At 69.2% G+C, this 23,290-nt stretch carries 26 protein-coding genes, 1 tRNA gene and 1 pseudogene; 14 read left to right on the forward strand and 14 right to left on the reverse strand.

Annotated features, from left to right (window positions below):
• Positions 1-17: 17 nt before the first annotated feature.
• On the reverse strand, positions 18-443 hold the full coding sequence (locus AB8998_RS00070; protein WP_369736240.1) for a PH domain-containing protein: 426 nt from the start codon (positions 441-443) through the stop codon (positions 18-20).
• Positions 444-598: 155 nt separating this feature from the next.
• Positions 599-880: a cell division protein CrgA gene (gene crgA, locus AB8998_RS00075; protein ID WP_293344438.1), complete on the reverse strand. Its 282-nt coding sequence runs from the start codon at positions 878-880 to the stop codon at positions 599-601.
• Between the two features lie 137 nt (positions 881-1,017).
• Between crgA and AB8998_RS00080 the strand changes: the two genes are divergently transcribed.
• Both AB8998_RS00080 and AB8998_RS00085 read left to right on the forward strand, forming a co-directional pair.
• Positions 1,018-1,782 (forward strand): DUF881 domain-containing protein, encoded by a 765-nt coding sequence (locus AB8998_RS00080; protein ID WP_369736241.1) that lies wholly within the window; start codon positions 1,018-1,020, stop codon positions 1,780-1,782.
• Positions 1,783-1,791: 9 nt separating this feature from the next.
• Positions 1,792-2,478, forward strand: coding sequence for an aminodeoxychorismate/anthranilate synthase component II (locus AB8998_RS00085; RefSeq protein WP_369736243.1), 687 nt, complete (start codon positions 1,792-1,794; stop codon positions 2,476-2,478).
• Here the strand turns inward: AB8998_RS00085 and pknB are convergent.
• The 7 genes from pknB to AB8998_RS00120 form a co-directional block, all read right to left on the reverse strand.
• A complete protein-coding gene (pknB, locus tag AB8998_RS00090) occupies positions 2,456-4,342 on the reverse strand; it encodes a Stk1 family PASTA domain-containing Ser/Thr kinase (RefSeq protein WP_369736244.1) in 1,887 nt (628 codons plus the stop codon). The two genes, AB8998_RS00085 and pknB, sit on opposite strands and share 23 nt — an antisense overlap.
• Positions 4,339-5,628, reverse strand: coding sequence for a serine/threonine-protein kinase (locus AB8998_RS00095; RefSeq protein WP_369736245.1), 1,290 nt, complete (start codon positions 5,626-5,628; stop codon positions 4,339-4,341). Before AB8998_RS00095 ends, pknB begins: the two co-directional genes overlap by 4 nt.
• Positions 5,625-7,103, reverse strand: a complete 1,479-nt coding sequence (gene pbpA, locus AB8998_RS00100; RefSeq protein ID WP_369736246.1) for a D,D-transpeptidase PbpA — start codon at positions 7,101-7,103, stop codon at positions 5,625-5,627. The genes AB8998_RS00095 and pbpA overlap by 4 nt, the downstream gene beginning before the upstream one ends.
• Complete coding sequence (locus tag AB8998_RS00105; protein WP_369736247.1) at positions 7,100-8,509, reverse strand: FtsW/RodA/SpoVE family cell cycle protein; 1,410 nt, start codon at positions 8,507-8,509, stop codon at positions 7,100-7,102. The genes pbpA and AB8998_RS00105 overlap by 4 nt, the downstream gene beginning before the upstream one ends.
• A complete protein-coding gene (locus AB8998_RS00110) occupies positions 8,506-10,014 on the reverse strand; it encodes a PP2C family protein-serine/threonine phosphatase (RefSeq protein ID WP_369736249.1) in 1,509 nt (502 codons plus the stop codon). Before AB8998_RS00110 ends, AB8998_RS00105 begins: the two co-directional genes overlap by 4 nt.
• Positions 10,011-10,478, reverse strand: a complete 468-nt coding sequence (locus tag AB8998_RS00115) for an FHA domain-containing protein FhaB/FipA (RefSeq protein WP_369736250.1) — start codon at positions 10,476-10,478, stop codon at positions 10,011-10,013. The genes AB8998_RS00110 and AB8998_RS00115 overlap by 4 nt, the downstream gene beginning before the upstream one ends.
• Before the next feature lie 124 nt (positions 10,479-10,602).
• The gene (locus tag AB8998_RS00120; RefSeq protein WP_369736251.1) at positions 10,603-12,282 is read right to left on the reverse strand and encodes an FhaA domain-containing protein; all 1,680 of its coding nucleotides are present in this window, start codon (positions 12,280-12,282) and stop codon (positions 10,603-10,605) included.
• A 251-nt stretch (positions 12,283-12,533) separates the two neighbouring features.
• Between AB8998_RS00120 and AB8998_RS00125 the strand changes: the two genes are divergently transcribed.
• A tRNA-Leu gene (locus AB8998_RS00125) sits at positions 12,534-12,616 on the forward strand.
• Positions 12,617-13,203: 587 nt separating this feature from the next.
• Positions 13,204-14,016 carry a PE family protein gene (locus AB8998_RS00130; protein WP_369736252.1) on the forward strand — a complete coding sequence of 271 codons (813 nt, stop codon included), beginning with the start codon at positions 13,204-13,206 and terminating at the stop codon, positions 14,014-14,016.
• 10 nt (positions 14,017-14,026) lie between these two features.
• Here the strand turns inward: AB8998_RS00130 and AB8998_RS00135 are convergent, their stop codons facing one another.
• Positions 14,027-14,695 carry a TetR/AcrR family transcriptional regulator gene (locus AB8998_RS00135; protein ID WP_369736253.1) on the reverse strand — a complete coding sequence of 223 codons (669 nt, stop codon included), beginning with the start codon at positions 14,693-14,695 and terminating at the stop codon, positions 14,027-14,029.
• Between the two features lie 62 nt (positions 14,696-14,757).
• Between AB8998_RS00135 and AB8998_RS00140 the strand changes: the two genes are divergently transcribed.
• On the forward strand, positions 14,758-14,940 hold the full coding sequence (locus AB8998_RS00140) for a hypothetical protein (protein WP_369736254.1): 183 nt from the start codon (positions 14,758-14,760) through the stop codon (positions 14,938-14,940).
• Between the two features lie 320 nt (positions 14,941-15,260).
• On the forward strand, positions 15,261-15,629 hold the full coding sequence (locus AB8998_RS00145) for a hypothetical protein (RefSeq protein WP_369736255.1): 369 nt from the start codon (positions 15,261-15,263) through the stop codon (positions 15,627-15,629).
• Positions 15,630-15,664: 35 nt separating this feature from the next.
• Here AB8998_RS00145 and AB8998_RS00150 read toward each other — a convergent pair whose 3' ends face one another.
• The 3 genes and pseudogenes from AB8998_RS00150 to AB8998_RS00160 all read right to left on the reverse strand — a co-directional run bounded on the left by AB8998_RS00150 (position 15,665) and on the right by AB8998_RS00160 (position 17,459).
• Positions 15,665-16,006, reverse strand: a complete 342-nt coding sequence (locus tag AB8998_RS00150; protein WP_369736256.1) for a GNAT family N-acetyltransferase — start codon at positions 16,004-16,006, stop codon at positions 15,665-15,667.
• Between the two features lie 48 nt (positions 16,007-16,054).
• Positions 16,055-16,969 (reverse strand): annotated as a pseudogene (locus AB8998_RS00155) (acyl-CoA dehydrogenase family protein); the annotation flags it as partial.
• Positions 16,970-17,042: 73 nt separating this feature from the next.
• On the reverse strand, positions 17,043-17,459 hold the full coding sequence (locus AB8998_RS00160; RefSeq protein WP_369736257.1) for a WhiB family transcriptional regulator: 417 nt from the start codon (positions 17,457-17,459) through the stop codon (positions 17,043-17,045).
• A 141-nt stretch (positions 17,460-17,600) separates the two neighbouring features.
• Here AB8998_RS00160 and AB8998_RS00165 point away from each other — a divergent pair, with 141 nt between their 5' ends.
• From AB8998_RS00165 to AB8998_RS00190, 6 genes are all read left to right on the forward strand, one after another.
• On the forward strand, positions 17,601-18,389 hold the full coding sequence (locus AB8998_RS00165; protein WP_369736258.1) for a helix-turn-helix domain-containing protein: 789 nt from the start codon (positions 17,601-17,603) through the stop codon (positions 18,387-18,389).
• 14 nt (positions 18,390-18,403) lie between these two features.
• Positions 18,404-19,207: a C40 family peptidase gene (locus AB8998_RS00170; protein WP_369741359.1), complete on the forward strand. Its 804-nt coding sequence runs from the start codon at positions 18,404-18,406 to the stop codon at positions 19,205-19,207.
• Positions 19,208-19,244: 37 nt separating this feature from the next.
• Positions 19,245-19,607, forward strand: coding sequence for a DUF4226 domain-containing protein (locus tag AB8998_RS00175; protein WP_369736259.1), 363 nt, complete (start codon positions 19,245-19,247; stop codon positions 19,605-19,607).
• Positions 19,608-19,679: 72 nt separating this feature from the next.
• On the forward strand, positions 19,680-20,849 hold the full coding sequence (locus AB8998_RS00180) for a DUF4226 domain-containing protein (protein WP_369736261.1): 1,170 nt from the start codon (positions 19,680-19,682) through the stop codon (positions 20,847-20,849).
• Positions 20,850-20,919: 70 nt separating this feature from the next.
• Positions 20,920-21,237 (forward strand): ESX-1 secretion-associated protein, encoded by a 318-nt coding sequence (locus AB8998_RS00185; RefSeq protein WP_369736262.1) that lies wholly within the window; start codon positions 20,920-20,922, stop codon positions 21,235-21,237.
• On the forward strand, positions 21,234-21,545 hold the full coding sequence (locus tag AB8998_RS00190; RefSeq protein ID WP_369736264.1) for a DUF2694 family protein: 312 nt from the start codon (positions 21,234-21,236) through the stop codon (positions 21,543-21,545). Before AB8998_RS00185 ends, AB8998_RS00190 begins: the two co-directional genes overlap by 4 nt.
• Before the next feature lie 25 nt (positions 21,546-21,570).
• Here AB8998_RS00190 and AB8998_RS00195 read toward each other — a convergent pair whose 3' ends face one another.
• Positions 21,571-21,714, reverse strand: coding sequence for a hypothetical protein (locus AB8998_RS00195; RefSeq protein WP_369736265.1), 144 nt, complete (start codon positions 21,712-21,714; stop codon positions 21,571-21,573).
• An 88-nt stretch (positions 21,715-21,802) separates the two neighbouring features.
• Here AB8998_RS00195 and AB8998_RS00200 point away from each other — a divergent pair, with 88 nt between their 5' ends.
• A complete protein-coding gene (locus AB8998_RS00200; RefSeq protein WP_369741360.1) occupies positions 21,803-22,909 on the forward strand; it encodes a DUF5632 domain-containing protein in 1,107 nt (368 codons plus the stop codon).
• Between the two features lie 52 nt (positions 22,910-22,961).
• Complete coding sequence (locus tag AB8998_RS00205; RefSeq protein ID WP_369736266.1) at positions 22,962-23,279, forward strand: DUF2710 family protein; 318 nt, start codon at positions 22,962-22,964, stop codon at positions 23,277-23,279.
• Positions 23,280-23,290: the final 11 nt, after the last annotated feature.

The raw sequence follows: 23,290 nt of genomic DNA on the forward strand, positions 1-23,290 counted from the left end.
CGATGGCGCTGCCGCGCTCAGCGCCGCTTGCGGCCGGCGTAACCGGCTGCCGTGAGCGCGTCGAGCACGTCCAGCGGGTTGGTTCCGAGGTCCCAACGGGAAAGCATCACCATGCCGCCGTCGACCGTTTCGATCTCGAGTAGCCGGACGGTGCGCCCGTAACGGCGGAACTCGGCGATGCGGATGACCTTGATGTCTGAGGTTTGCATTACCTGCGTTCGGAACCAGCCTCGCAGCGCGAGGCCGTCGGAGGTGATTGCCAGCTTCGGACGCGCGCGCCACGTCAGTGCCGCAAACAACGCCAGGCCCGCCGCGGCAATCCCGGTCATAACGCGCCCCGGCACGTCTGTGACCATGGTCACACTTGCGATAGCCATGAAAACGCCGGCGAGGCCACAACCTGCGATTCCAGCCGTACGCGGCGCCCATTGTGTTTGCTGCATGCAGTTTTCAACCCCTCCCACCACTGGCTATGCAGTTATCCACAAGCGCTATCAACAGTGGGGATGAATCACACGCGTGTCATTGGGTGGTCGCGACGTTGCTGACGCGGCGGCGAATCGAGCCCCGTTTGAATTCATTGCCCGCCAGGCCCCGCTCAGTGCCAGCGCATCGTGAGCAACAAACCCGTGATCATGAAAGCGAACGCGATGGCATAGTTCCAGGGGCCCAGTTGCGCCATCCAGTTGAGCGCCGTGGGTGCCTGGCTACCGACCGCGGCCAACTGGAACACCATCAGCCAGACGAGCCCGATCAGCATCAGCCCGACGAACAGCGCGACGAACCACACACTCGACGGCCCGACTTTCACCTTCACCGGGGTGCGGCTGACGGCGCCGACGGTGAAGTCGTTCTTCTTGCGGACCTTCGACTTGGGCATGGGTACCTCGCGGATATGTGGGGTTACCTGGACGACACGGTGAGGGCAACGGGGTGCAACGATAACGAGGGGGTTGCACACCCAGTTTGGATACGAGACTAACTCACCTGGCAGGTCGACCGGGAAATGGAGAAACGATGAGCGACACGCGCCGCTCGCCGTGGCGGTTCGGCGTTCCGCTGGTCTGCCTGTCGGCCGGTGTGCTCCTGGCGGCCACGCACGGGGTCTCGGGCGGCGCCGAGATCCGCCGTAGCGACGCGCCGCGGCTGGTCGACCTCGTCCGCGAAGCCCAGGCGTCGGTGAACGACCTGAACGCGCGGCGGGAAGCGCTGTCGAACGCCGTCGACGCAGCCCGCGAGCGGTCACCGGATGCCGCACTGGCCGACCTGCTGCGCCAGTCCGCCCGACTGGCCGGCGAGGCGGGCATGGATCCGGTGCACGGCCCGGGGCTGGTGGTGACCCTCGACGACGCCCAGCGCGACGCCAACGGCCGCTTCCCACGCGACGCCTCCCCCGACGACCTGGTGGTGCACCAGCAGGACATCGAAGCCGTCCTCAACGCGTTGTGGAGCGCAGGCGCCGAGGCGATCCAGATGCAGGACCAGCGAATCATCGTGACGGCGGTGCCACGCTGCGTCGGCAACACCCTGCTGCTCAACGGGCGCACCTACAGCCCGCCCTACACCGTCACCGCGATCGGCGATCCCACCGCCATGCAAGCCGCCCTTGCCGCCGCTCCCCTGGTGACCCTCTACAGGCAATACGTGGTCCGGTTCGGCCTGGGTTACCACGAACAGGTCGAGTCCGACGTGCGGATCGTCGGCCACACCGGGCCGCTGCGGATGCATTACGCGCAGCCCCTGCCGCCGGCGACCAGCGCCCCCGGTGGGCGCGGGCGGTAGCCTGTCAGGATGCGGATCCTGGTTGTCGACAACTACGACAGCTTCGTGTTCAACCTCGTGCAGTACCTGGGCCAGCTCGGCGTCCAGGCCGAGGTATGGCGCAACGACGACGCCCGGCTCGCCGATGAGCCGGCCATCACCGCGAAATTCGCCGGTGTGCTGCTGAGCCCCGGACCGGGCACGCCGGAACGCGCGGGCGCGTCGATAAGCCTCGTCCGGGCGTGTGCTGCGGCGCGGACGCCGCTGCTGGGGGTCTGCCTGGGCCACCAGGCCATCGGCGTCGCATTCGGTGCCCGGGTGGACCGTGCACCCGAGTTGCTGCACGGCAAAACCAGCAGCGTTTTCCACACCAATGTGGGTGTGCTGCAAGGCCTTCCGGATCCGTTCACCGCCACCCGCTACCACTCGCTGACGATCCTGCCGGAGACCCTGCCGTCGGTGCTGGAGGTGACGGCCCGTACCCGCAGTGGTGTGGTCATGGCGGTGCGCCACAGCGAGTTGCCGATTCACGGCGTCCAGTTCCATCCGGAGTCGATCCTGACCGAGGGCGGGCACCGGATGCTGGGAAACTGGCTCGCCGACTGTGGATGGGCACGCGACGACACGCTGGTCCGCCGGCTGGAGAACGAGGTCCGCGCCGCGGTGCGGCCGCATCTGCCCCCGGATCCGGTGGCTACTGACCGAACTTCAGCGTGATGATGCCGTCGCGGTTGACCCCGGCCCCGGCGGGCGGGTTCTGATACACCACCTTGTTGTGCATGGAACCGCCGGCGTCGACGTCGGGGCCCTTGTCCAGCACCCCGGTCCAGCCCAGCGCGCGTAACCGCGGTTCGGCGTCGGTCCAGAACATGTTGGTCACGTCGGGCATCACGAACTGGTTGCCCTTGGAGACCTGCAGCTCGATGACCGAGTCGACCGGGACCGCGGTGCCCTTGGGCGGGTTGGTGCCGACCACCTCGCCGGCTGGCCTTGGACTGTCCACGTCGGCCTGACTGAACTTGGTGAAGCCGTACACGGTGAGGTTCTTCTGCGCGACGTCGACGGTCTGGCCCGCCACGTCGGGGACCTGCTTGGTCTCCGGGCCGGAGCCGACGATGACGGTGATGACGTTGGTGATCGCCGAGGTCTGGTTGGCCGGCGGGTTGGTCCCGATGACCTTGCCCATCAGGTCCGGGGTGGACGGCGAACTGGCCTGCTTGAACTTGGTGAACCCGGCGGCTTTGAGCTTCTTGACCGCCTCGCCGTAGCTCAGCGAGGAGACGTCGGGCATCTCACGCTGCTCGGGCCCCGTGGATACGTTGATGGTGATCTCGTCACCGGCACTCACCGACGCGTTGGCGTCGGGGTCGGTGTCGATGACGTGGTCCGGTGGGATCGTCGAGTCCGGCTTCTGCAAGGTGCGCGTCTTGAAGCCGCGGTTCTGCAGTACCGCGATCGCGTCGGCGGAAACCTGGCCGCGCACGTCGGGCACCTGGACGTCGCGGGTGCCGCCGCCGAACGTGTTGAAGGCGATGACGACGACTATCGTCAGCACTGCGAGCACGGCCACCGCGACGACCCAGCGGGCGACCGAACCGCCGAGCCGCTCGTCGTCGGTGTCGGCGCCGCCCAGTGCCTGGCGGGGCAGCGGGTGGGTGCGGGGGTGGCCGCCGTGTCCGCCCGAGTGCGTGAGCAGCGACGTGCGCTCGGCGTCGGTGAGCACCTTGGGCGCCTCCGGTGGCTCACCGTTGTGCACCCGCACCAGATCGGCGCGCATCTCGGCCGCGGTCTGGTAGCGGTTTTCCGGGTTTTTGGCCAGCGCTTTGAGGACGACGGCGTCGAGGTCGGCGGAGATCCCCTCATGCCGATGCGACGGGGGAATCGGATCTTCCCGCACATGCTGATAGGCCACCGCGACCGGGGAGTCGCCGGTGAACGGCGGCTCGCCGGTGAGGATCTCGTACAGCACGCAGCCGAGCGAATAGACATCGGATCGCGCGTCCACGGAATCGCCGCGGGCCTGCTCGGGCGACAGGTACTGGGCGGTCCCGATCACGGCTGCGGTCTGGGTGACGCTGTTGCCGCTGTCGGCGATCGCGCGCGCGATGCCGAAGTCCATCACCTTGACGGCGTTGGTGGTGCTGATCATGATGTTGGCCGGCTTGACGTCGCGGTGGATGATGCCGTTCTGGTGACTGAAGTTCAGCGCCTGGCAGGCGTCGGCGATGATCTCGATGGCGCGCCGCGGGGGCAGCGGTCCCTCGGTGTGCACGATGTCGCGCAGGGTGACGCCGTCGACGTACTCCATCACGATGTAGGGCAGCGGGCCGGCGGTGGTCTCGGCCTCGCCGGTGTCGTACACGGCGACGATGGACGGGTGGTTCAGCGCCGCGGCGTTCTGGGCCTCCCGCCGGAAGCGCAGGTAGAAGCTGGGGTCACGGGCCAGATCGGCGCGCAGCACCTTGACCGCGACGTCGCGGTGCAACCTGACGTCGCGCGCCAGGTGAACTTCCGACATGCCCCCGAAGCCGAGGATCTCGCCCAGCTCGTAGCGGTCGGACAGATGCTGCGGGGTGGTCATCGCGGTATCTCGTGCCGGGCCGGCAGCGCGACCGGGGTCGGCGGGAGGCCCCGAACGGTGAACCGCGGGGGGCCCAGGCCGGACGGGGTCTTGCTCGGCGATGACGCGCCCGAGGATCCCGAGGAGGAGGGCGGGCCGCCGGTCTCGGTGACCGTCGGGGGCGGCGTCGGCTGTTGCTGGGCGTCGCCGCGGGAGTTGATCACGATCAGCACCGCGATGATGATCGCCAACGCCCCGAGCACGCCCGCGGCCCACAGCAGCGCGCGCTGGCCCGACGAGAACGTGCGCCGCGCCGGGGGTGGCCGATGCCCGCCGGTGGTCGGCCGGGACCGGCGCGCCGCCGGGCTGCGCCCACTCGAGGCGCCCGCGACCCGGGTCGGGGCGCCTGCGGACGGGATGGCCGCCGGCGAGGCGCGCCCGGGCGGCGGCGACTGGCTGGGCCTCGGCGGACGGCGGCCGGCGCGCACCGCGGCGACCGCGTCGGCGAACGGTCCCCCGCTGCGATAACGCATCCCCGGGTTCTTGACCAGGGTGATCTCGATCAGCTCGCGGACGTTGGGCGGCAACTCGGCGGGCAGCGGCGGCGGGGGTTCCTTGATGTGCTTCATCGCCACCGTCAGCGCGCCGTCGCCGGTGAACGGCCGCTTGCCGGAAACGACTTCGTAGCCGACCACGCCGAGGGAGTAGACGTCACTGGCCGGGGTCGCGTCGTGGCCCAGCGCCTGTTCGGGCGCGATGTACTGGGCGGTACCCATCACCATCCCGGTCTGGGTCACCGGTGCGGCGTCGACGGCCTTGGCGATACCGAAGTCGGTGATCTTGACCTGGCCGGTGGGGGTGATCAGGATGTTGCCCGGTTTGACGTCGCGGTGGACCAGTCCGGCGGCGTGGGCGACCTGCAGGGCCCGGCCGGTCTGCTCGAGCATGTCCAGGGCGTGCCGCAGCGACAGCCTGCCGGTGCGCTTGAGCACCGAGTTCAACGGCTCGCCGTTGACCAGCTCCATGACCAGATAGGCGGTGCGCCCCTCCCCGTCCAGCTGACTCTCGCCGTAGTCGTGGACGGCGGCGATACCCGGGTGGTTGAGCATCGCGGTGGTGCGCGCCTCGGCGCGGAAGCGCTCGATGAACTCGGGGTCCTGGGAGAACTCCTGTTTGAGCACCTTGACCGCCACACGCCGACCCAGCCTGCTGTCGACGGCCTCCCAGACCTGACCCATGCCGCCGGTGGCGATCAGGCGTTGCAGGCGGTACCGGCCGGACAGCGTCACACCTACTCGCGGGCTCATGGTCCCCCCTGTAGCGCGGCTTCGATCACGGCCCGCCCGATCGGCGCGGCGAGTGCACCCCCGGTCGCGGACAGGCGATCTCCGCCGTTCTCCACCACGACCGCGACGGCGACCTTCGGCGCTTGCGCGGGCGCAAACGCGATGTACCACGCGTGCGGTGGGGTGTGTCGCGGATCGGTGCCATGTTCTGCGGTACCAGTTTTCGATGCGATCTGCACGCCGGGAATGGCCCCTTTCTGCTGCGCGACCTTCTCGGCGCTGACCATCAGCTCTGTCAGCTTAGCCGCGACCTGCGGTGACACCGCGCGGCGCTGTTCGTAGGGCACGGCGGTGCTGATGTTGGACAGGTCCGGGCCCTTGAGGCTTTCGACCAGGTACGGCTGCATTGCCACCCCGTTGTTGGCGATCGTCGCGGCGACCTCGGCATTCTGCAGCGGCGTGACGGCGACGTCTTTCTGTCCGATGCTCGACATCCCCAGGGCAGCGGCGTCGGGGATCACCCCGACGGTGGATTCGGCGACCTGCAGCGGGATGACGGGCGGGGCGCTGTCCAGCCCGAACGAATGCGCCGTGCCGCGCAGCGCCTCCGTACCGGTCATGAGCCCCAGCTGGACGAATGCGGTGTTGCACGATTTGGCGAACGCCTCGGCGAGCGACACCGTCGGTTCGGGTCCGCATGGCCCCCCACCGTAGTTCTCCAAGGTGGCGCTACTGCCGGGCAGCGGGATCGAGGGCGCCGCGGTCAACTGCTCGCCGACCGTGGCGCCGGCCTCCAGCGCGGCCGCGGTGGTGATCACCTTGAACGTGGAGCCGGGCGGATAGGTCTCGGAGATGGCGCGGTTGGCCAGCGGATCGGCCGGGTCGTCGCGGAGCCGCTGCCACGCCTGCGCCTGCAGTTGGGGATCGTGCGAGGACAGGAGGTTGGGGTCATACGACGGCGACGACACCATGGCCAGAATCTTGCCGGTGGACGGCTCGATGGCGACGATGGCGCCTTTGCACGGCGGCCCCCCGCAGCCCTGCTGCATCGCGTCCCAGCCGGCCTGCTGGACCCGCGGGTTGATCGTGGTGTCGACGTTGCCGCCGCGCGGATCGCGGCCGGTGAGGAAGTCGGCTAGCCGCCGTCCGAAGAGCCGCGCGTCCGAGCCGTTGAGCACCGGGTCCTCGGCGCGTTCGAGCCCCGAGCTGGAATAGCGCAGCGAGTAGAAGCCGGTGACCGGCGCGTACACGTCCGGGTTCGGATACACCCGCAGGAACCGGTACCGGCTGTCGGTGGCGACCGAATAGGCCAGCAACTGGCCGCCGGCGACGATCTGGCCGCGTTGACGCGAGTACTCGTCGAGCAGGATCCGCTGGTTGCGCGGGTCGGCCCGCAGCCCGTCGGCGGCGAAGACCTGCGTCATCGTGGCGTTGAGCAAAAGCAACACCATCAACGCCATCACGGTGACCGAGATGCGGCGGAGGGAGGTGTTCATACCCGCTGTATCACCTCGGTGCCGGCGGCCTCGATGGACGACGTGTTGCGCGAGCGGGTCCGCAGCGGGCGCCGCGCGCTGTGCGAGATCCGCGCCAGGATGGCCAGCAGCACATAGTTGGCCAGCAGCGACGACCCGCCGTAGGACATCCACGGTGTGGTCAGCCCGGTGAGCGGGATCAGCTGCGTCACCCCGCCGACGACGATGAACAGCTGGACCGCCAGCGCCGACGCCAGACCGGCGGCCAGCAGCTTGCCGAAGCTGTCGCGGGTGGCGATCGCGGTGCGCAGGCCGCGGACGATGACGATGGTGTATAGCAGCAGGATGCTGGCCAGCCCGACCAGCCCGAGCTCTTCCCCGAAGGCCGCGATGATGAAGTCGGTCGCCGCGGCGGGCACGGTGTCGGGCTGGCCGTTGCCCAGGCCCGTGCCGAAGATGCCGCCGGTGGCGAAGCTGAACAGCGACTGCACGATCTGGTAGCCGCTGCCGTCGGGATCGGCGAACGGATCCCACCACGTCTGCACGCGAACCCGGACGTGCGCGAAGGCGAAGTACGCCGCGACACTCCCCGCGGCGAACAGCACCAGGCCGATGACCACCCAGCTGAATCGCTGTGTGGCCAGGTACACCACGACCAGGAAGGACGCATAGAGCAACAGCGAGGTGCCCAGGTCCTTTTCGAGGACCATCACCCCGATCGAGGTCACCCAGGCCGCCAGCAGCGGCGCAAGGTCGCGTGGGCGGGGCAGCGTCATGCCCATGACGTGCTTGCCGACGCTGGTGAACAGGCCCCGCTTGGCGATCAGGACCGCCGAGAAGAAGATCAGCAGCAGGATCTTGGAGAACTCGGCAGGCTGGATCGAGAAGCCGGGCAGCCGAATCCAGATCTTGGCGCCGTTCTGTTCGGACAGCGAGGCGGGGAGCAGCGCGGGCACCGCCAAGAAGATCAGGCCCGCCAGCCCGCAGATGTAGCCGTAGCGCGCCAGCTGGCGATGGTCCTTGAGGAAGGTGACCACCAGCGCGAACGTGGCCACCCCGACCAGGGTCCACAACATCTGCTGGGTCGCGCTGGGATGGTGGCGGCCGCTGAGTTCGTTGTCGGCGAGGTCGAGTCGGTGGATCATCACCAGGCCGAGCCCGTTGAGCAGCGCCACGATCGGCAGCAGCAGCGGGTCGGTGTAGGGGGCGAACCGCCGAACGGCCAGGTGGGCGCCGCCGAACACGGACAAAAAGACCAACCCGTAGGTCGCGATACCCCAACGCACGCCGCGTTCCTGGTTGGCCTGCACGATGAGCAGGGCGGCGACGGTGATCAGCGCGGCGAAGCCCAGTAGCAGCAGTTCCGCGTTGCGCCGGGTCGGTAGCGGAGGCGTGACCGCGACTGGCGGCTGGAGCTGGGTGGTCATGCCACCGTCCGGCAGTCGATGCCCGGCTGAGGTGGGGGTGGAGGGAGCGCGGTCACCGTTTGTGCGGGGGGCGCCGTGGGCGACGTGGTCGCAGGCGACGCCGGCAGGGTGCCGGAGGGGGTGCTCGCGGGGGTCCGGGTGGGACTCGTGGAACGGGTTGAGGTGGTGGTCGACGAGGTCGGGGGCGCGGTCGTCGCGCCGGTGGTTGTCGTGGTCGGCGGAGAGGTGGCGCGGGGTGGCGGGCAGGGCGGCAGCAGCGAGTTGGCCGACAACTCACGCAGCTGTGCGATGGCGTCGTCGAGCGTCCCGGACGGTAGCCCGGCCTGGACCTGGGCCCGTTCGGGCGGGCGCAGATCCTGCAGCTGAATCAGGTGGCAGTCGAGGGTGCCGCGGCTCTGGCTGAAGCTGACGAGGGAAAGCTCGTTGCGGGCATTGAGGCACCCGATCAGGTAGGGCTCGTGCAGGGAGATGCCCAGTAGCGAGCCCTGGATCCCGCGCACGATCGACACCAGGCCGTTGTCTTCGGCGACGTAGTAGTTGCTGCGGATGATTGCCCGGCCGATCGCCAGGCCGGCGAGCGCCACGAGCACCACCAGTGTGACGACGATCGCCGTCCGACGCCGCGACCAGCGCGGGCGGCTCGGCGTTTCGGCTTGCGGCGCAACACGTTTGGTGGCCTCTTTGCGCGGCCCGATGGCGGAGGCGCGGCCGGCGGAGGTGTTGGGCAGCGTCAGCTGGTCGTCTTCGCCGGACACCGCACCGGCCAGGATCGGCTGGGTCTGGCCGTAGTCGTAATCGACGACGTCGGCGACGACGACGGTGACGTTGTCGGGCCCGCCGCCGCGAAGCGCCAGCTCGATGAGGCGGTACGCGGCCTCGGCGACATCGGGGATCTGCAGCGCCTCTTGGATGGTTTCGTCGCTGACCGGGTCGGACAGGCCGTCCGAGCAGAGCAGGTAGCGGTCACCGGCGCGCGCTTCGCGCATGGTCAGGGTCGGTTCGACCTCGTGTCCGGTCAGCGCCCGCATGATCAACGACCGCTGCGGGTGGCTGTGCGCCTCCTCCCGGGTGATGCGGCCTTCGTCGACCAGGGTCTGGACGAAGGTGTCGTCCTTGGTGATCTGGGTCAGCTCACCGTCGCGCAACAGGTAGCCGCGCGAGTCGCCGATGTGCACAAGCCCGATGCGGTTGCCCGCGAACAGGATTGCGGTCAGCGTGGTGCCCATGCCCTCGAGTTCGGGTTCCATCTCGACCTGCGCGGCGATGGCGGCGTTGCCGGCGCGCACCGCGGCGTCGAGCTTGGCGAGCAGGTCGCCGCCGGGTTCGTCGTCGTCGAGATGGGCCAGGGCCGCGATAACCAACTGGGACGCGACCTCGCCGGCGGCGTGGCCGCCCATCCCGTCGGCCAGGGCCAGCAGCCGCGCGCCGGCGTAGACGGAGTCTTCGTTGTTCGCGCGTACCAGGCCGCGATCACTGTGGGCGGCGTATCGCAGAACCAGCGTCACGGGCGCAACTCGATCGCCGTTTTGCCGATCCGGACCGGCGTTCCCATGGGTACTCGTACCGCAGTCGTCACCTTCGCCCTGTCAAGGTAAGTGCCGTTGGTCGATCCTAGATCTTCGACGTACCATTCCGTGCCGCGCTGAGAGAGCCGGGCATGCCGCGTCGAGGCGTAGTCGTCGGTCAGCACCAGAGTCGAGTCGTCGGCGCGCCCGATCAACACCGGTTGGCCGCTGAGCGTGATCCGCGCGCCGGCCAGCGCGCCTTCGGTCACCACCAGGTAGCGGGCGGTGTCCCGGCGTTGCCGCGACGGCAGCAGCGTGCCCCGCAGCGCCAGGCCGCGGCGTACCATGACAGCACCGGTCGGGGCATAGATGTCGGTCCGCAGTATGCGCAGCACGGACCAGATGAATACCCACAACAGCGTCAAAAACCCGGCACGCGTCAGCTGCAGTACCAGTCCCTGCATCTGGCGTCCTTTCCGTCCTCGCTCGGTACTCGCGGCACCCGTGACACCGAGCACATCAGCAACGTCACGATACTTGGACGGTTGTCGTGGCGGGGCGAAGCGCGGCGGCGGTGAGCCCGGGGCGTCAGTGAATGCGAACGATGATCTCCGAGTGACCCAGCCGGATCACATCGCCGTCGGCCAGCTGCCATTCTTGTACCGGTGCGTTGTTCACGGTGGTGCCGTTGGTGGAGTTGAGGTCGGACAGCAGCGCGACCTGCCCGTCCCAGCGGATCTCGAGGTGGCGGCGCGACACCCCGGTGTCCGGCAGGCGGAACTGGGCGTCCTGTCCGCGGCCCACGATGTTGGAGCCCTCGCGCAATTGATAGGTGCGACCGCTGCCATCATCGAGCTGCAGGGTGACGGCGGTCCCGGGGACGCCGTAGCCGCCTTGGCCATAACCGTCGTAGCCGCCCAGTCGCTGGCCGTAGTCGCCGTACTGGCCGTAGTCGCCGCCCTGGCCGTAGTCGGGCTGCTGCTGGCCGTAGTCGCCCGCCTGGCCGTAGTCGGGCTGCTGGCCGTAGTCGTAGTCGCGGTGTGCGGTCTCGGAGTACCCGGGGGCCTGGGGGCTTTGCGGGGCGTACCCCCCGCCGGGGACGCTCTCGGCGTACTGCGTGTGGTCGCCGGGTCCGTAGTCGGGGCGGCTGTATGCCTGGCCTCCCTGCTGGTAGCCCTGGTCGTACCCGCCGCCCTGGTCGGGGTAGGCCGGCCGTTGCTGCTGGTGGCCCTGCTGGGGCGCGTAGCCACCCTCGTCCGGGCGGGCCGGGCCGCGACCGTAGTCGCCGTAGCCGCCGTAGCCCGGCTGGCCGCCGCCGGGCGGGCCGTAGCCGCCCTGGCGGTAACCCTGGTCGTAGCCCTGACCGCCGTAGCCGGGAGGACGCTGTTCGTAAGACTGGGGGTAACCACCTTGGTCCGGGTAGCCGCCCTGCTCCGGATAGCCGCCCTGTTCGGAAGTGCGGGGCGGCGCGTATCCGCCCTGCGGCGGGTAGCCACCCTGCGGCGGGTAGTCGCCCTGCTCCGGGTACCCCCCGCGCTGATGGTCTTGGTAGCCCGCACCCTGTTCGGGGTAGCCGCCCTGCTCCGGATAGCCGCCCTGTTCGGGAGAGCGGGGTGGCGTGTAGCCGCCCTGCGGCGGGTAGCCGCCCTGCTCCGGCCGGTGCCCCCCTCGGGGGTCCGGCCCACCGGGCCTGTCCGGGCCACCCTGCGAATCGTCTTGCGGACGGCCGTAGCGGTCGTCGTAGTACTCCTCGCCGGGCCGTCCCTGCCCCTGATCCCCGCGGTAGCTCGAATTGTCAGTCATTGCTGCTACTCCTCGTTCTGCGCCGAACGCGTGATTCGATTGTGGCCGGAGCGGATCGTCGACCGTCGGGCGGGGCTTGGCGTCGGGGTTGACAGCACCGCGTGCGCGGAACTGGCCGGTGTGCAGGTTCGGCGTCTGCTCGAACCGGACGACCACCTCACCATACGTTTGCCACCCCTGTTCATAGATGTAGTCGGCCAGGTACCGCTCGAAAGCGCTCGACGTAAGGTCCGGGTCGGCGCCTACTTTCTCGAAGTCGTGCACACCGAGGGTAATGATGTATTCGTTGGGCGCCAAAAGACGATTGCCCTGAAGGGGCCGCACGCCGTCCTCGGCCTCGCGGCGCAGCAGGGCTTCCACCTCCTGCGGAACGATCGATCCTCCGAACACCCGGGCGAACGCGTCACCGACGGTTGCCTCGAGCTTGCGCTCGATCCGCTGCGCCAGGCCCCGGTGGCTACTCATGTCTCAGCATGCACCCGCTCACGTCCGGGCATTCGGACGATGCACGGCAAACGCCTCGCCCGCGTGTCGCGTCACCCAAGCATGGTATCGGTACACCACGACGATGCGGCACCTCGGAAACTCTGAGAATATGGTATCCGCGCAGCTCAATGCGGTCGCAGGAAGCGGCGGCCCAGTGGGAGCACCGCGGGCGGCACGAGCCAGTTGGGTCCGCGGCCACTACAGTGGTATGTTCCAGCGGTTGATTTTCGGGGCGAGTGGCGGAATGGCAGACGCGCTGGCTTCAGGTGCCAGTGTCCTTCGGGACGTGGGGGTTCAAGTCCCCCTTCGCCCACCGGAGTGATGTCTCACGACATCGGAATTGGTCCGAACCCCCGTCGGGGTTCGGATTTTTTCTTTGGGCGTGCGGTGGAAGTTCCTGGCGGCCTCGGCCGGCGCGGCGCGAGACAAGTCCTCCGAATTGGTCGATACGGTCGGTACGGGCAGCTGTGGATTGGCGATGTCACAGAAACGGAACAATAGGCCCAACCGGGAAGCCCACGATCCGCGGCGGTGAACATGGAATTCGGTTGCACGCCGGCACACGTTCACCGGACGTATCAAAAGCGTGCGCGGTGAACCAATATACGACGCAATACCGGGCTGGATGTCCGAATCGCCTCGTAGACCGGTAACTCGCGGCGGCGGGCAGCAGCGGAAAACCCTTCACGACGCGTTCCAGTAATGCCACATCATTCCCCCAGCACTTGCGTCGCATTGGTGGAATGGGTGTCCATAGCTTTCACACTGCTGAGAATTCAAGAAACACCGAGGCGCAGTCTCATACATCTGATTTCCGGTCCAAATGGAATTTTCCCGCACGGAGCTGCATTGCGGCCTGTACGGTGAGTCGTGCACACCCAAACTGTCGGGAGGTTTGAGATGTCCAATCTATTTACGATGCCGGAGTTTTTACAAAATGCGGCATCAGACTTGGCGGGCATCGGTTCGGCGATCCGCTCCGCCAACGCCATGGCCGCAGCCCCGACGACCGGCGTGCTGGCAGCGGGCACCGACGAGGTGTCGGTCGCGGTGACCTCGTTGTTTTCCACACACGCCACGACATATCAACAGGTGAGCTCGCTCGTCGAAGATTTTCACGCCCGGTTCGTCCAGGCATTGATCGGCGCCGGGCAGACGTATGCGGCGGCCGAGGCCGCCAACGTTCTGCCGTTGCAGAGCCTGGGGCAAGGCATGGGCAACAGCGCCGCGGCCGCCCAGGCGACGCTGGCCAATTACGGTTACGGCAATGTCGGCCAGGGCAACTTCGGTTTCTTCAACACCGGGACCTTGAATTTCGGTATCGGCAACGTCAGCCCCAACTTCACCCCCACCAACCCCATCAGCCAGTTCGGCGGTTTCGGTCTGTTCAACACCGGTATCGACAACGTCGGGGCCTTCAACAGCGGCAGTGTGAACATCGGGATCGGCAACGTCAGCCCCAACTTCACACCGGGCAATCCGCTGACGCAATTCGGCAGCCTCGGCATGTTCAACAACGGGATCGACAACGTCGGGATCGGCAATGTCGGGGTCAACAACCAGGGCCTGCCCGTGCCCCTGCTGAGCCTGCTGGGCGTGGGCAACCACGGCACGTTCAACCAGGGCCTGTTCAACACCGGCAACTACAACACCGGCATCGGCCTGGTCGGCGACCACCTCATCGGCATCGGCCCGTTGCACGTCAGCGACTAGTCGAGACGAGCTAAAGGTCTGTGCCGCCGGAGCTCTCGGCCGCGGCGCCAGGACCGCCGCTGCGCAGGTGTCCTTCGCGGAGCAGCGCGTTGACCGACTCCTCCCAGCGGTGCATCTGGGCGGGCGTGCCGAACGGTTGCGGAAGGTGACGGTCGAGGTGAGGACGCAGAACCAGGGTGCCCAGGACCAGGACCAGGGGATGCAGCGGCGCCCACAGCCGATCCAGGTCCGGTCGGGTCTGTCCGAGGTCGTTGAGCTCGTTCCACCGATCGGCGCCGAGGGCGGCCAGCCCGTCGAAAACGACCGTCCCCAGCGGCCGCCCGCTGACCACCGCGTCGACAACGTAGTCGACGACGTCGGGCTGTTCGACTAGCAGAGCGGTCACCCGGCGTCCCATCTCGGCGACCGAGTCGGCGGGCGGATCAGGGACCGGCTCCGCCATCACCGCACTGACAACCTCGAGGACGTGGGCGTCGACGGCGCCGATGAGGTCGGCTTTGGTGGCGAAATAATGTTGCACCAACCCCAGGGAAACCTCCGCCGCGGCGGCGATCGTGCGCAGCGAGGTCGCCGCCGTGCCCTGGGCGGCGAAGAGCCGAAGTGCCGCAGCCCGGATCCGCGTGGCGCTCGGCGAGCTCGCCGCATCGACTGCGTCCGGGCTCGTTGCTGCTGATGTCATCTCCGACACGGTACGAAGCGTACTGTAACACGCATGTGCAATACCGATGTATTGTGGTGTGCATGACGCCGTCGCCCGACGATCAGGTGAGGATCAGATTCGTCCGAGACTTCCAAACCTCCGATGGTTCGGTCAGCTGCACCAAAGGTTCCGAGTTCCGCGTCGACACCGCCACTGCCGATGCGCTGCTATTGGCCGGCGTCGTCGTGACGGTTTCCGCGACGGGGTCCATGTCGTCCGGGTGACTCCGATCCGCCCGGGGTCTGCGACGGATCGACCGCGTTGATGGTGGTTGATTTCGCGTCGGCTCATCGAACATTCCCGCGAACACGTCCCGGCCGGCATCGGCAATCAACTTTTGCAGCATCGCCAGGTCCACACTGCCCGCGCGCGGGACGGACCAGGCTATTTGCTGCCATACCGACCAGCTCCCCGGCTCATGGCTTTCCTCACGCCGCGGGTTCCGGAGCGCACCAACCTTCTGGCGAGGATCGCGCTTGACATCGTGCCCGAGTGGGTAGATGCCCTAAGGAGATCGCCCCTCCCCTCAACAGATTGGGTACTCATGATGATCGAGAATCCGACCGCCCGCCGTTTCGTCGTGGCCGCAGCGCTGACGACGGCCGTCGGGCTGAGCACGCTGACCGCGGCCTGCGGCTCGAGCGGCCACGAGAACAAACCGTCGACCACGACGGTCACGACGACGGTCACCCCGCCCACCACCACCCCGACCACGCCGCCCCCGCCGCCCGCCGAGCCGGGCGGACCAGGGACCGGGCCCGGCGGAGTCACCACGAACGCGCCGGGTGGCGCGGGCGCCGGGGCAGGTCCCGGCGGGGCGAGCGCGGGTGTGCCGGGCGCCGGGGCTTCGGCCGGGCCCAATGGCGCCGGGGCGTGCGCCGGTGGCGTCTGCGTCGGGACTCCCCCCGGCTAGTAACCGGCCCGCTGCGGGCGGCGGCGTCGGTGAAACTATCTGCTGGACTGGATCCGCAGCCACCGCAGGACGTCGTCGGTGACGGGATCGGTGAGGTCGTCGAATTCGGGATGCTTGCGCAGCACCGTGCCGATCATCGAGCACACCGGGACGATGCGCTTGCCCGCATCGCGGGCGTCGTCGAGCGCCTCCTCCACCAGAAGGGTCGCCAGGCCGCGTCCACCGAATTCGGGGTGGATCTCAGTGTGGTCGAACACCCGTTGGTCGCCGCGGTCGGCGAATGAGGTGTGGCCGACGACCCGGTTGTCGACGGCAATCGTGTACCGGCCCTCCTCGGCGCTGATGGTGGCGTGGGCGCCGGTCTTGTCGACAGGCATCTGATCTCCCTGGGGTTCCGGTAAGCGGACAATCGCGACCGTACCCGCTCACTTGCCGGGCGGCCGCAGGACCTTCATCGCCAGCCGCATGATCGGTGCGGGAACGCAATCCTGCATTGACAGGGCCGTGTCGGCGGCGCGGGAGCGTAGCGGGGTGCCGCGGCTGAAGATCCGGTTCAGCGGTCCCCGGACGGCTCGATCACCACGTGCAGCGGCGGGGTGCCGACGGCGGCGCCCAGCGCGTTGGCGATGACCATCCGCTGGATCTAGCTGGTGCCTTCGAAGATGGTGTACGGCTTGGCGTCTCGATACCACTTCTCGACCGGGTGGTCGGTGATCTAGCCCCAGCCGCCCATCGTCTGGATGGCCCGCCCGGTCGCCGTGACGGCTACTTCGCTGGCGGTCCACTTCGACATCGAGCGCTCACCCCCGCTCCAATCGGATGCGGTTGGCCGCCATCCACGAGGCCCCAGGTCAGCAGCCGCGCGGCATCGATCTGGGTGGCCAGCTCGGCGTATTCCAGAGCCGCGCGGGTGATCCCGCGGTTGGCCGAGTTCCTCGTCAACGACCGCGTTGACGACGTGCACGTCGGCGATGCCGCCGTTGCCGATCCACATCTTGTGGCCGTCGATGACCCAATCGTCGCCGTCGCGACGGGCGTGGGTGCGCAGGTTCGTACGTCGCTGCCGCCCTCGGGTGCGGAGATCGCCAGCGCAGCGAGCTTCAGATCGCCTGGGGTGCCGAAGCATTCGGGGCCCCATTCCAGCATCTGCTCGGGGGTCGCTGCCTGGCCGATGGCCGAGAGCGCCAGCGCCGGCATGACGATCGCCAGCCCGCTCGCGGCGCAGCCCCAGGACAGCTCCTCCACGAACATCGGCAGCGACAACCCGGTGGGGTCGCGATCAGATCGCGGTAGAAGAGCGGACCGTAGAAGCCGCGCAGGGCCGCCTCCTCGAGCACGGGTCTCGACGGCCTCGGTGGTGCCGAAGCTCGACTAGCCGGCCGATCGGCACAGCAAACGGGTCGGGTGGGCCTTTCAGGCGGCCGAGCGCGGCCCGGCGTGGGCGATCGGCAGATGCAGTACCACCGCCGCCGCCGGAACGGCATCGTGTTCGTGACGGGCCAGCAGGGCCGCGTTGTCGGGGAGCTGACGCGAATTGATCTCGCCGCTCGCGATGCGGCGCAACGTGTCGTGGGCGCGGGCAAGCTGTTCGCGCTTGCGGTACTGACCGCCGGGCAGTTTGACACCGGCCCAGACGCCGTACTCCTCCCGGTGCGCGATGGCGTGCTGGGCGCACCGGCGTTGTTGCGCCAACGGGCACCGGCGCAGGCACTGTATGCGGGCCTCGGTCGCAGACGCCTCGTACGCGCGTGCCTTTGCCGCGCCGTCGGCGCCGTCGTCGTCGGGATAGCCGAACCACAGTTCCGGATTGGTTGCGCAGGGATGTCCCATGCCGGTCTCCTTCTCGGGCTGAAACGTCGATAGAAGCGTATACACATGGTTGCCCGGCGCGCAAGGGAACCGTGACAAAAACGTATAACAAAGGACGGGCTCGCGGGCTGTGTAATATCCGCCGTATGGCCGGAGCGTGTGGTGAGCCGTGAATCGGCCGGCGCGGCCATCCGCGCGTTGCGCGAATCGCGCGATCTGTCGCTGGCCGACCTCGCCGCGACCACCGGTGTCAGCGTCATGGGACTCAGTTTCTTGGAGCGCGGGGCTCGCAAGCCGCACAAAAGCACAGTTCAGAAGGTTGAAAACGGGCTAGGTCTGCCGCCGGGGACGTATTCGCGGCTGCTCGTGGCGGCCGATCCGGATGCCGAGCTGGCGCGGATGATGGCGGCGCAGCCGCCCGACGCGACGGCCGCCCGACGCCCGGGGGCCGTGGTGGTCGACCGGCACAGCGACACCGAGGTGCTCGAAGGCTATGCCGAAGCGCAGCTCGACGCCCTCCAATCGGTCATCGAACGACTACCCGCGACGACATCAAACGAATATGAGACGTATATTCTCTCTGTGATCGCGCAGTGCGTGAAGGCGGAGATGCTGGCCGCCGGCTCCTGGCGTGTGGCCGTGAACGCCGGCGCGGATTCGACGGGCCGGCTCATGGAGCACCTGCGGGCGCTCGAGGCCACGCGCGCCGCCTTGCTGGACCGGATGCCGCAGAGCCTGGGTGCGCGTTTCGACCGCGCCTGTGCGCGCTCGTCGCTACCGGAGACGGTCATCGCGGCTCTGCTGGGTGTCGAGACCGCGGACGTGTGGGACATCCGCAACAGGGGGGCCGTTCCACCGGGGGCCCTCCCCCGCGTCCGCGCCTTCACCGAGGCGGTCGAATCGGCGGCTCGCGATGCGACCGAGCGCGACGACTCCGAGGGGGACCAGTGATCGACAGTGAACTCATGGTGCTCGACCGGGCCCATCGCCTGTTCGCCGGCCACACCGAAGCGCCGGCGTGGGACGCGGGGCGGCCGCCGCACCGCGGTGCGGCGCGTTACCTGCAGGCGCCGAATGTCGGTGCGGGACAACGCGCCTACGAACTGGCCGCCGATCGCGGCCGGCGACGGCGCGCGGCGGCGGCCCGCACGGATGCCGAGGCCGGCCGCGTCGTCGCCGAAGCCCACCGGGACCGGGAACGTGCCCACCGGCTGACCAAGAGCGTCGTCGACGAGGCCCGCGCCGACGCCGCCGCGCCCCCGCGGACGCCGATGGCCCAGCGAGAGGCGATGCGCCGGCGGGCGGCGCGGCTACGCGCGCAACAGGCGCACGTGCTGGCCGCCCGGGCGCGATCCCGACGACACGCCGCGACGCTGCGGGCCCTGGGATACCGGCTCGCGCACCACCGCGGACCGCTGGACCTGTCCCCGAACGATCGCGCCGCCCGCGCTGTGCACGCCGCCTTGTCGCGGCTGGGACGACCGTACGTCTGGGGCGCGGCCGGCCCCGAGCGGTTCGACTGTTCCGGGCTGGTCCAGTGGTGCTATGCCCAGGCCGGGGTTCATTTGGACCGCACCACCTATCAGCAGATTCACGACGGTGTCCCGGTGCCGCGTTCGCAAGTCCGCCCGGGTGACCTGGTGTTCCCGCACGCCGGTCACGTGCAGCTGGCGATCGGCAAAGGTCTGGTCGTGGAAGCGCCCTACCCGGGGGCATCGGTGCGGATCGCCCGATTGGGCGGCAGCGTTCAGATTCGACGCCCGCTATGACCAACCACCGCCCCGCCACCCGACGAAGGGGTTGAACATGTCCGAGCAAGCCGGGCCCTCGGTCGCAGCGCTGCGCGCACGCCAAGGCGCGCTGGCGGGCCGACACGCTACCGCGGCCGACGCCGACCGTGTCCTGGCGGACGTGCTGGCCAGCGTGCACGCCGCGACCCGGGCGAGCATCCGCCGCCTCGATGCCATCGCCGAGGAGGTCGACCGCGCGGTCCTCGACCGGGCAGCCCTGGCCGCCGATACGCCTCTGGGCGCGCGTGAATTGCACAAGTTCCTGGTCGCCAAGCTGCGTGAGATCAGGGCGGTCGTCGCCGAAGCGGACGAGCTCGGCCGCGCGAAACGGGCTGTGCTGGAGCGCCTCCGGGCACAGTACGCCGCGCCGGTCGGCTAGCGGGTGCGTCCGTGCACAGCCGCGCCGACCGTGAATTGTCGATCCCAATCCGCCTGGGTACTGTCGCCCGTCATGGAGGGGCCCACGCCGGGATCTGCTGCCGACACCATAGCGGCCGCCGAAGCGGCGCTGGCCCAACAGAATTCGGCGGTTTCGCAGCTGGACCTGCAGGTCGTTTCGGCGATCCTGAACGCACACCTGACGACCGTCGAGGGCAAAGAAGCGCTGAGCGGGTTGCAGCAGGAGACCGAAGCCGCGGTACGCACGCGCTCCGACCTGGACACCCCGGCGGGTGCGCGCGACTTCCAGCGATTCCTCATCGGCAAGCTCAGGGACATCCGAGCGGTCGTGCTGGGCGCGAGCCTCGATGACACGTCGAAATCGGCACTGATGGCCGCCTGGACGTCGCTGTACGGCGCCGCCAAAGGCGGCGCGGACGCCGTGGACGACCCGTCGGAGGAGGCGGAGTCGTCGGAGGCGTCGGACGACCCCGGCGCCGAGTGGGATCCGTTGCTGGACATGCTGTCGGCCGACGACCCCGGCGCGCCGGATACCGACCCGCCCGGACCCGTGCCTGCCGAAGGCGTCGCGGCCCCGCCGGCCGTGGCGGCGCCGGCGATGCCGGCCCTTCCCGCCTTCGGTACGGGGCCGCTGTCGGGGCCGGGCACGGCGCCGGGTGCCCCGGCCGACTGGGCCCTGCCGGCTCGCGGTCTGCAGGACGGCGAGCTCGAGTCGGCGCTGCGCGACCTCGACGACGACGGCCTGCAGCGACCCGAAGAGTCGGATCCGGGTGACGAAACGGCACCCTCGACACAGGACGCCGAGAACCACGACGGGCTGGCGACCACGCACGCACCCGCGGCGGGACCGACCGCGGTCATCCTGCCCGACGGCGAAAAGGTGACCGCCGCCAGCCCACAGGTGGCCGGTGCCATCAAGGCCGCGGTCACCGGAACGCCGATCGCCGAGGCGTTTGCACGGCAGGGCATCACCATCCCCGCGCCGGGCACCGCGGTCGCCGATCCGATCGACCCGCAAGACGTCACACCCGGCGACATCGGCATGCTCACCGACCGCCATGCACTGGCCCTCGGGCCCGGTAAGGCCCTCCTGGACGGGCAGATTCGACACATCGCCACCGTGAGCGGGCCGGACTTCCTAGGCTGGGAGCACCCACCGGCGGCGACGGCCGCCCCGGCCGGTCCCGACAATCCGACACCGACCCGGCCGGCGGGCATGTGATCGCCGACAAAACCACTGCCAACAGCGAACTCGCCGGGTCCCCCGGCGGTGCATGAACAGGAGACAGCGGATGGCCGATTCGATCCACGTGGAGCCCGCGCAGCTGCGGCACGCCGCCGCCCAGCACCTGGACGCCTCCGACTACCTGCGCACCGTTCCGTCGACGCATGCCGCGATCCAGGAAAGCCTCGACTCCCTGGGGCCGATCTTCGGCGACCTGCGCGACGCCGGGCGCGAACTGCTCGAGCTCAGGCGCCAGTGCTACGAGCAGCAAGCCGACGACCACGCCGCCATGGCCGACAAGCTGCGGGTGTCGGCGAGCAGGTGGGAACAGCACGAGCAGGATGCGGCCAACGACTTCGGCGGCATCGGCGACGGCGGTCGATGACCGACCCCAATCCCGCCTTCGACACCGTCCACCCCAGCGGGCACATCCTCGTCCGGTCCTGCCGCGGCGGCTACCTGTACAGCGTCACGCTGAGCGACGAGGCGATGGAGACCGATGCCGAGACGCTGGCCCGGGGCATCCTGCTGACCGCGGACGTGTCGCATCTGAAGGCGCTGCTGGAGGTGCGCGACGAGATCCTGGCCGCCGGCCACACGCCGTCGGCTCAGGTCCCCACCCCCTACGACCTCGACACCGCGATCGAGAAGCTGCTGGCGCACGATCTGCGGCGCCGCGACGGCGTGCGGTAGCCGCGCGGCCGGGACACGGACCCGCCTATCCCAGCCACGTCTCGACCGCACCGGGATCCGGTGCGATATCGGTGGGTGGCTCGATCGGATTGGGGCCGAACAACTCCCGCGCCCGCGCGAGCAGGGCGCGCACTTCGTCGAGTTGCTGCTGCAGGGCAGATTCAGCCATGCCTGCACGCTACCCATGCCTGCGCGGCAGCACAATTCACCGACTTAGCCATGCGCGCGTGAGATGCCGTTACGCTGGGCCGGTGGTGATGGATCGGATAACGGCGCGTCGGCGTCTGCGGAGGGCGACGCGAGAATCGTTGGCGATCCCGGCCTTCAGCGCTCCGGTCGATTGCACCCCGTGGGTGACGGGCGGGCTCTGGCCCGCCTTGCTCTCACCGGTCACCGCCGAAACTGCCACGCTCGCAGAGTATTTGAAGGCCGATCTGCAGCGAATCGTCGAAAGCGCCAACGACGTGCTGAAGAGGCTGCAGCGGGCCGGACTGGTGGAGTCGATCCGGCAGGAAGAGGAGGCCCGGATCGTCGACGAGGCCCGCGCCCTGGCCGTGCAACGGGTCGAGTCGACGATCCGCCAGTTGCACGCGCTGCGGGGTGACGCGCCGGTGGCCGGTCACGAAGCCGCAGCCCCGCAGGGCCGGCACCGCGCCACCGCGTCGGGGAATGCCGAGCAGGAGGCTGCGCCCGCAGCCGAGGTCACCCCGGTCATCGAGCTCATCGAGGCCGCCGGTGCCGAGTCGGCCGACCAGCGACTGCGCCGTCTGCTGACCTTCGCGGCCCGTCAGGCACCGCGGCTGAACTGGGCGGTCGGCGACCGGGCCGACGGCAGCACGGTCCTGGTCACCGACCTGGCCCACGGGTGGATACCGCCGGGTATCGCGCTTCCGGCCGACGTGGGACTGCTGCCGCCGGAGCGACGGACCGGCACGGTCGCCGGCCTGGTAGGCGACGTCACGCGCGTCGCGGCCTACGCTCCCGGGGACCGCCTGGGCTGGCCGGACGACTTGGACCCGACGACGTCCTCGGTGCGCCCCCGCGAACTGCCCCCGGTCCCGGATGGGGGGCGGGTGCTCAGCGACGCGACGCGTGGGCGCGCGGGCCTGCCCCGGCTCGTGCACGCGTTGGCCGCGGCGGCGGCCGGCGGGACCCGGGTCCTCGACGACGAGGTGGACCTGCTGCGGGTGCATCTCGACACCGCGCTGCACCAACTGTCGGTGCAGCATCCCGGTGCGGGCCCCGGGTTGTTGCTCGACTGTCTGCTGCTGGCGGCCACCGAGGCCGCCGTCACCGGGGACGCGACCTCGGCGAACTACCACCTGGCCTGGTTCCAGAAACTGGACGCAGCACCTGGTGAGTGAACCCACGATCATGAATTGACGCTGGTCGGAGCGCTGAAGGATACTTGGCGGCGTGTCGGGATCGGGCGGTCGCGCGAACCTGAGCGACAGGGATCTCGTCGACGCGGTGCTGCGCGATCTGAGTGAGGCGGCCGACAAGTGGGAGGCGCTGGTCGCCCAGGCCGAGACCGTCACCTATAGCGTCGATCTCGGTGACGTCCACGCCGTCGCCAACTCCGACGGCAGGTTGCTGCAGCTGACGCTGCACCCGGGGGTGATGACCGGCTACACCCACGCGGAGCTGGCGGACCGGCTGAATCTGGCGATCGCCGCCCTGCGCGAAGAGGCCGAGACGCAGAACGAGGCCACCTACGGCGGCCCCCTGCAGTGAGCGCGCCGCGC

Origin of the sequence: Mycobacterium sp. HUMS_12744610, from assembly GCF_041206865.1 — a bacterium.
Lineage (GTDB): Bacteria > Actinomycetota > Actinomycetes > Mycobacteriales > Mycobacteriaceae > Mycobacterium > Mycobacterium servetii.

Coding starts and splice junctions, on each gene's coding strand:
- AB8998_RS00070 (WP_369736240.1), bottom strand. CDS start 443: ATGCAGCAAACACAATGGGCGCCGCGTACGGCTGGAATCGCAGGTTGT.
- crgA (WP_293344438.1), bottom strand. CDS start 880: ATGCCCAAGTCGAAGGTCCGCAAGAAGAACGACTTCACCGTCGGCGCC.
- AB8998_RS00080 (WP_369736241.1), top strand. CDS start 1,018: ATGAGCGACACGCGCCGCTCGCCGTGGCGGTTCGGCGTTCCGCTGGTC.
- AB8998_RS00085 (WP_369736243.1), top strand. CDS start 1,792: ATGCGGATCCTGGTTGTCGACAACTACGACAGCTTCGTGTTCAACCTC.
- pknB (WP_369736244.1), bottom strand. CDS start 4,342: ATGACCACCCCGCAGCATCTGTCCGACCGCTACGAGCTGGGCGAGATC.
- AB8998_RS00095 (WP_369736245.1), bottom strand. CDS start 5,628: ATGAGCCCGCGAGTAGGTGTGACGCTGTCCGGCCGGTACCGCCTGCAA.
- pbpA (WP_369736246.1), bottom strand. CDS start 7,103: ATGAACACCTCCCTCCGCCGCATCTCGGTCACCGTGATGGCGTTGATG.
- AB8998_RS00105 (WP_369736247.1), bottom strand. CDS start 8,509: ATGACCACCCAGCTCCAGCCGCCAGTCGCGGTCACGCCTCCGCTACCG.
- AB8998_RS00115 (WP_369736250.1), bottom strand. CDS start 10,478: ATGCAGGGACTGGTACTGCAGCTGACGCGTGCCGGGTTTTTGACGCTG.
- AB8998_RS00120 (WP_369736251.1), bottom strand. CDS start 12,282: ATGAGTAGCCACCGGGGCCTGGCGCAGCGGATCGAGCGCAAGCTCGAG.
- AB8998_RS00130 (WP_369736252.1), top strand. CDS start 13,204: ATGTCCAATCTATTTACGATGCCGGAGTTTTTACAAAATGCGGCATCA.
- AB8998_RS00135 (WP_369736253.1), bottom strand. CDS start 14,695: ATGACATCAGCAGCAACGAGCCCGGACGCAGTCGATGCGGCGAGCTCG.
- AB8998_RS00140 (WP_369736254.1), top strand. CDS start 14,758: ATGACGCCGTCGCCCGACGATCAGGTGAGGATCAGATTCGTCCGAGAC.
- AB8998_RS00145 (WP_369736255.1), top strand. CDS start 15,261: ATGATGATCGAGAATCCGACCGCCCGCCGTTTCGTCGTGGCCGCAGCG.
- AB8998_RS00150 (WP_369736256.1), bottom strand. CDS start 16,006: ATGCCTGTCGACAAGACCGGCGCCCACGCCACCATCAGCGCCGAGGAG.
- AB8998_RS00160 (WP_369736257.1), bottom strand. CDS start 17,459: ATGGGACATCCCTGCGCAACCAATCCGGAACTGTGGTTCGGCTATCCC.
- AB8998_RS00170 (WP_369741359.1), top strand. CDS start 18,404: ATGGTGCTCGACCGGGCCCATCGCCTGTTCGCCGGCCACACCGAAGCG.
- AB8998_RS00175 (WP_369736259.1), top strand. CDS start 19,245: ATGTCCGAGCAAGCCGGGCCCTCGGTCGCAGCGCTGCGCGCACGCCAA.
- AB8998_RS00180 (WP_369736261.1), top strand. CDS start 19,680: ATGGAGGGGCCCACGCCGGGATCTGCTGCCGACACCATAGCGGCCGCC.
- AB8998_RS00185 (WP_369736262.1), top strand. CDS start 20,920: ATGGCCGATTCGATCCACGTGGAGCCCGCGCAGCTGCGGCACGCCGCC.
- AB8998_RS00190 (WP_369736264.1), top strand. CDS start 21,234: ATGACCGACCCCAATCCCGCCTTCGACACCGTCCACCCCAGCGGGCAC.
- AB8998_RS00195 (WP_369736265.1), bottom strand. CDS start 21,714: ATGGCTGAATCTGCCCTGCAGCAGCAACTCGACGAAGTGCGCGCCCTG.
- AB8998_RS00200 (WP_369741360.1), top strand. CDS start 21,803: ATGGATCGGATAACGGCGCGTCGGCGTCTGCGGAGGGCGACGCGAGAA.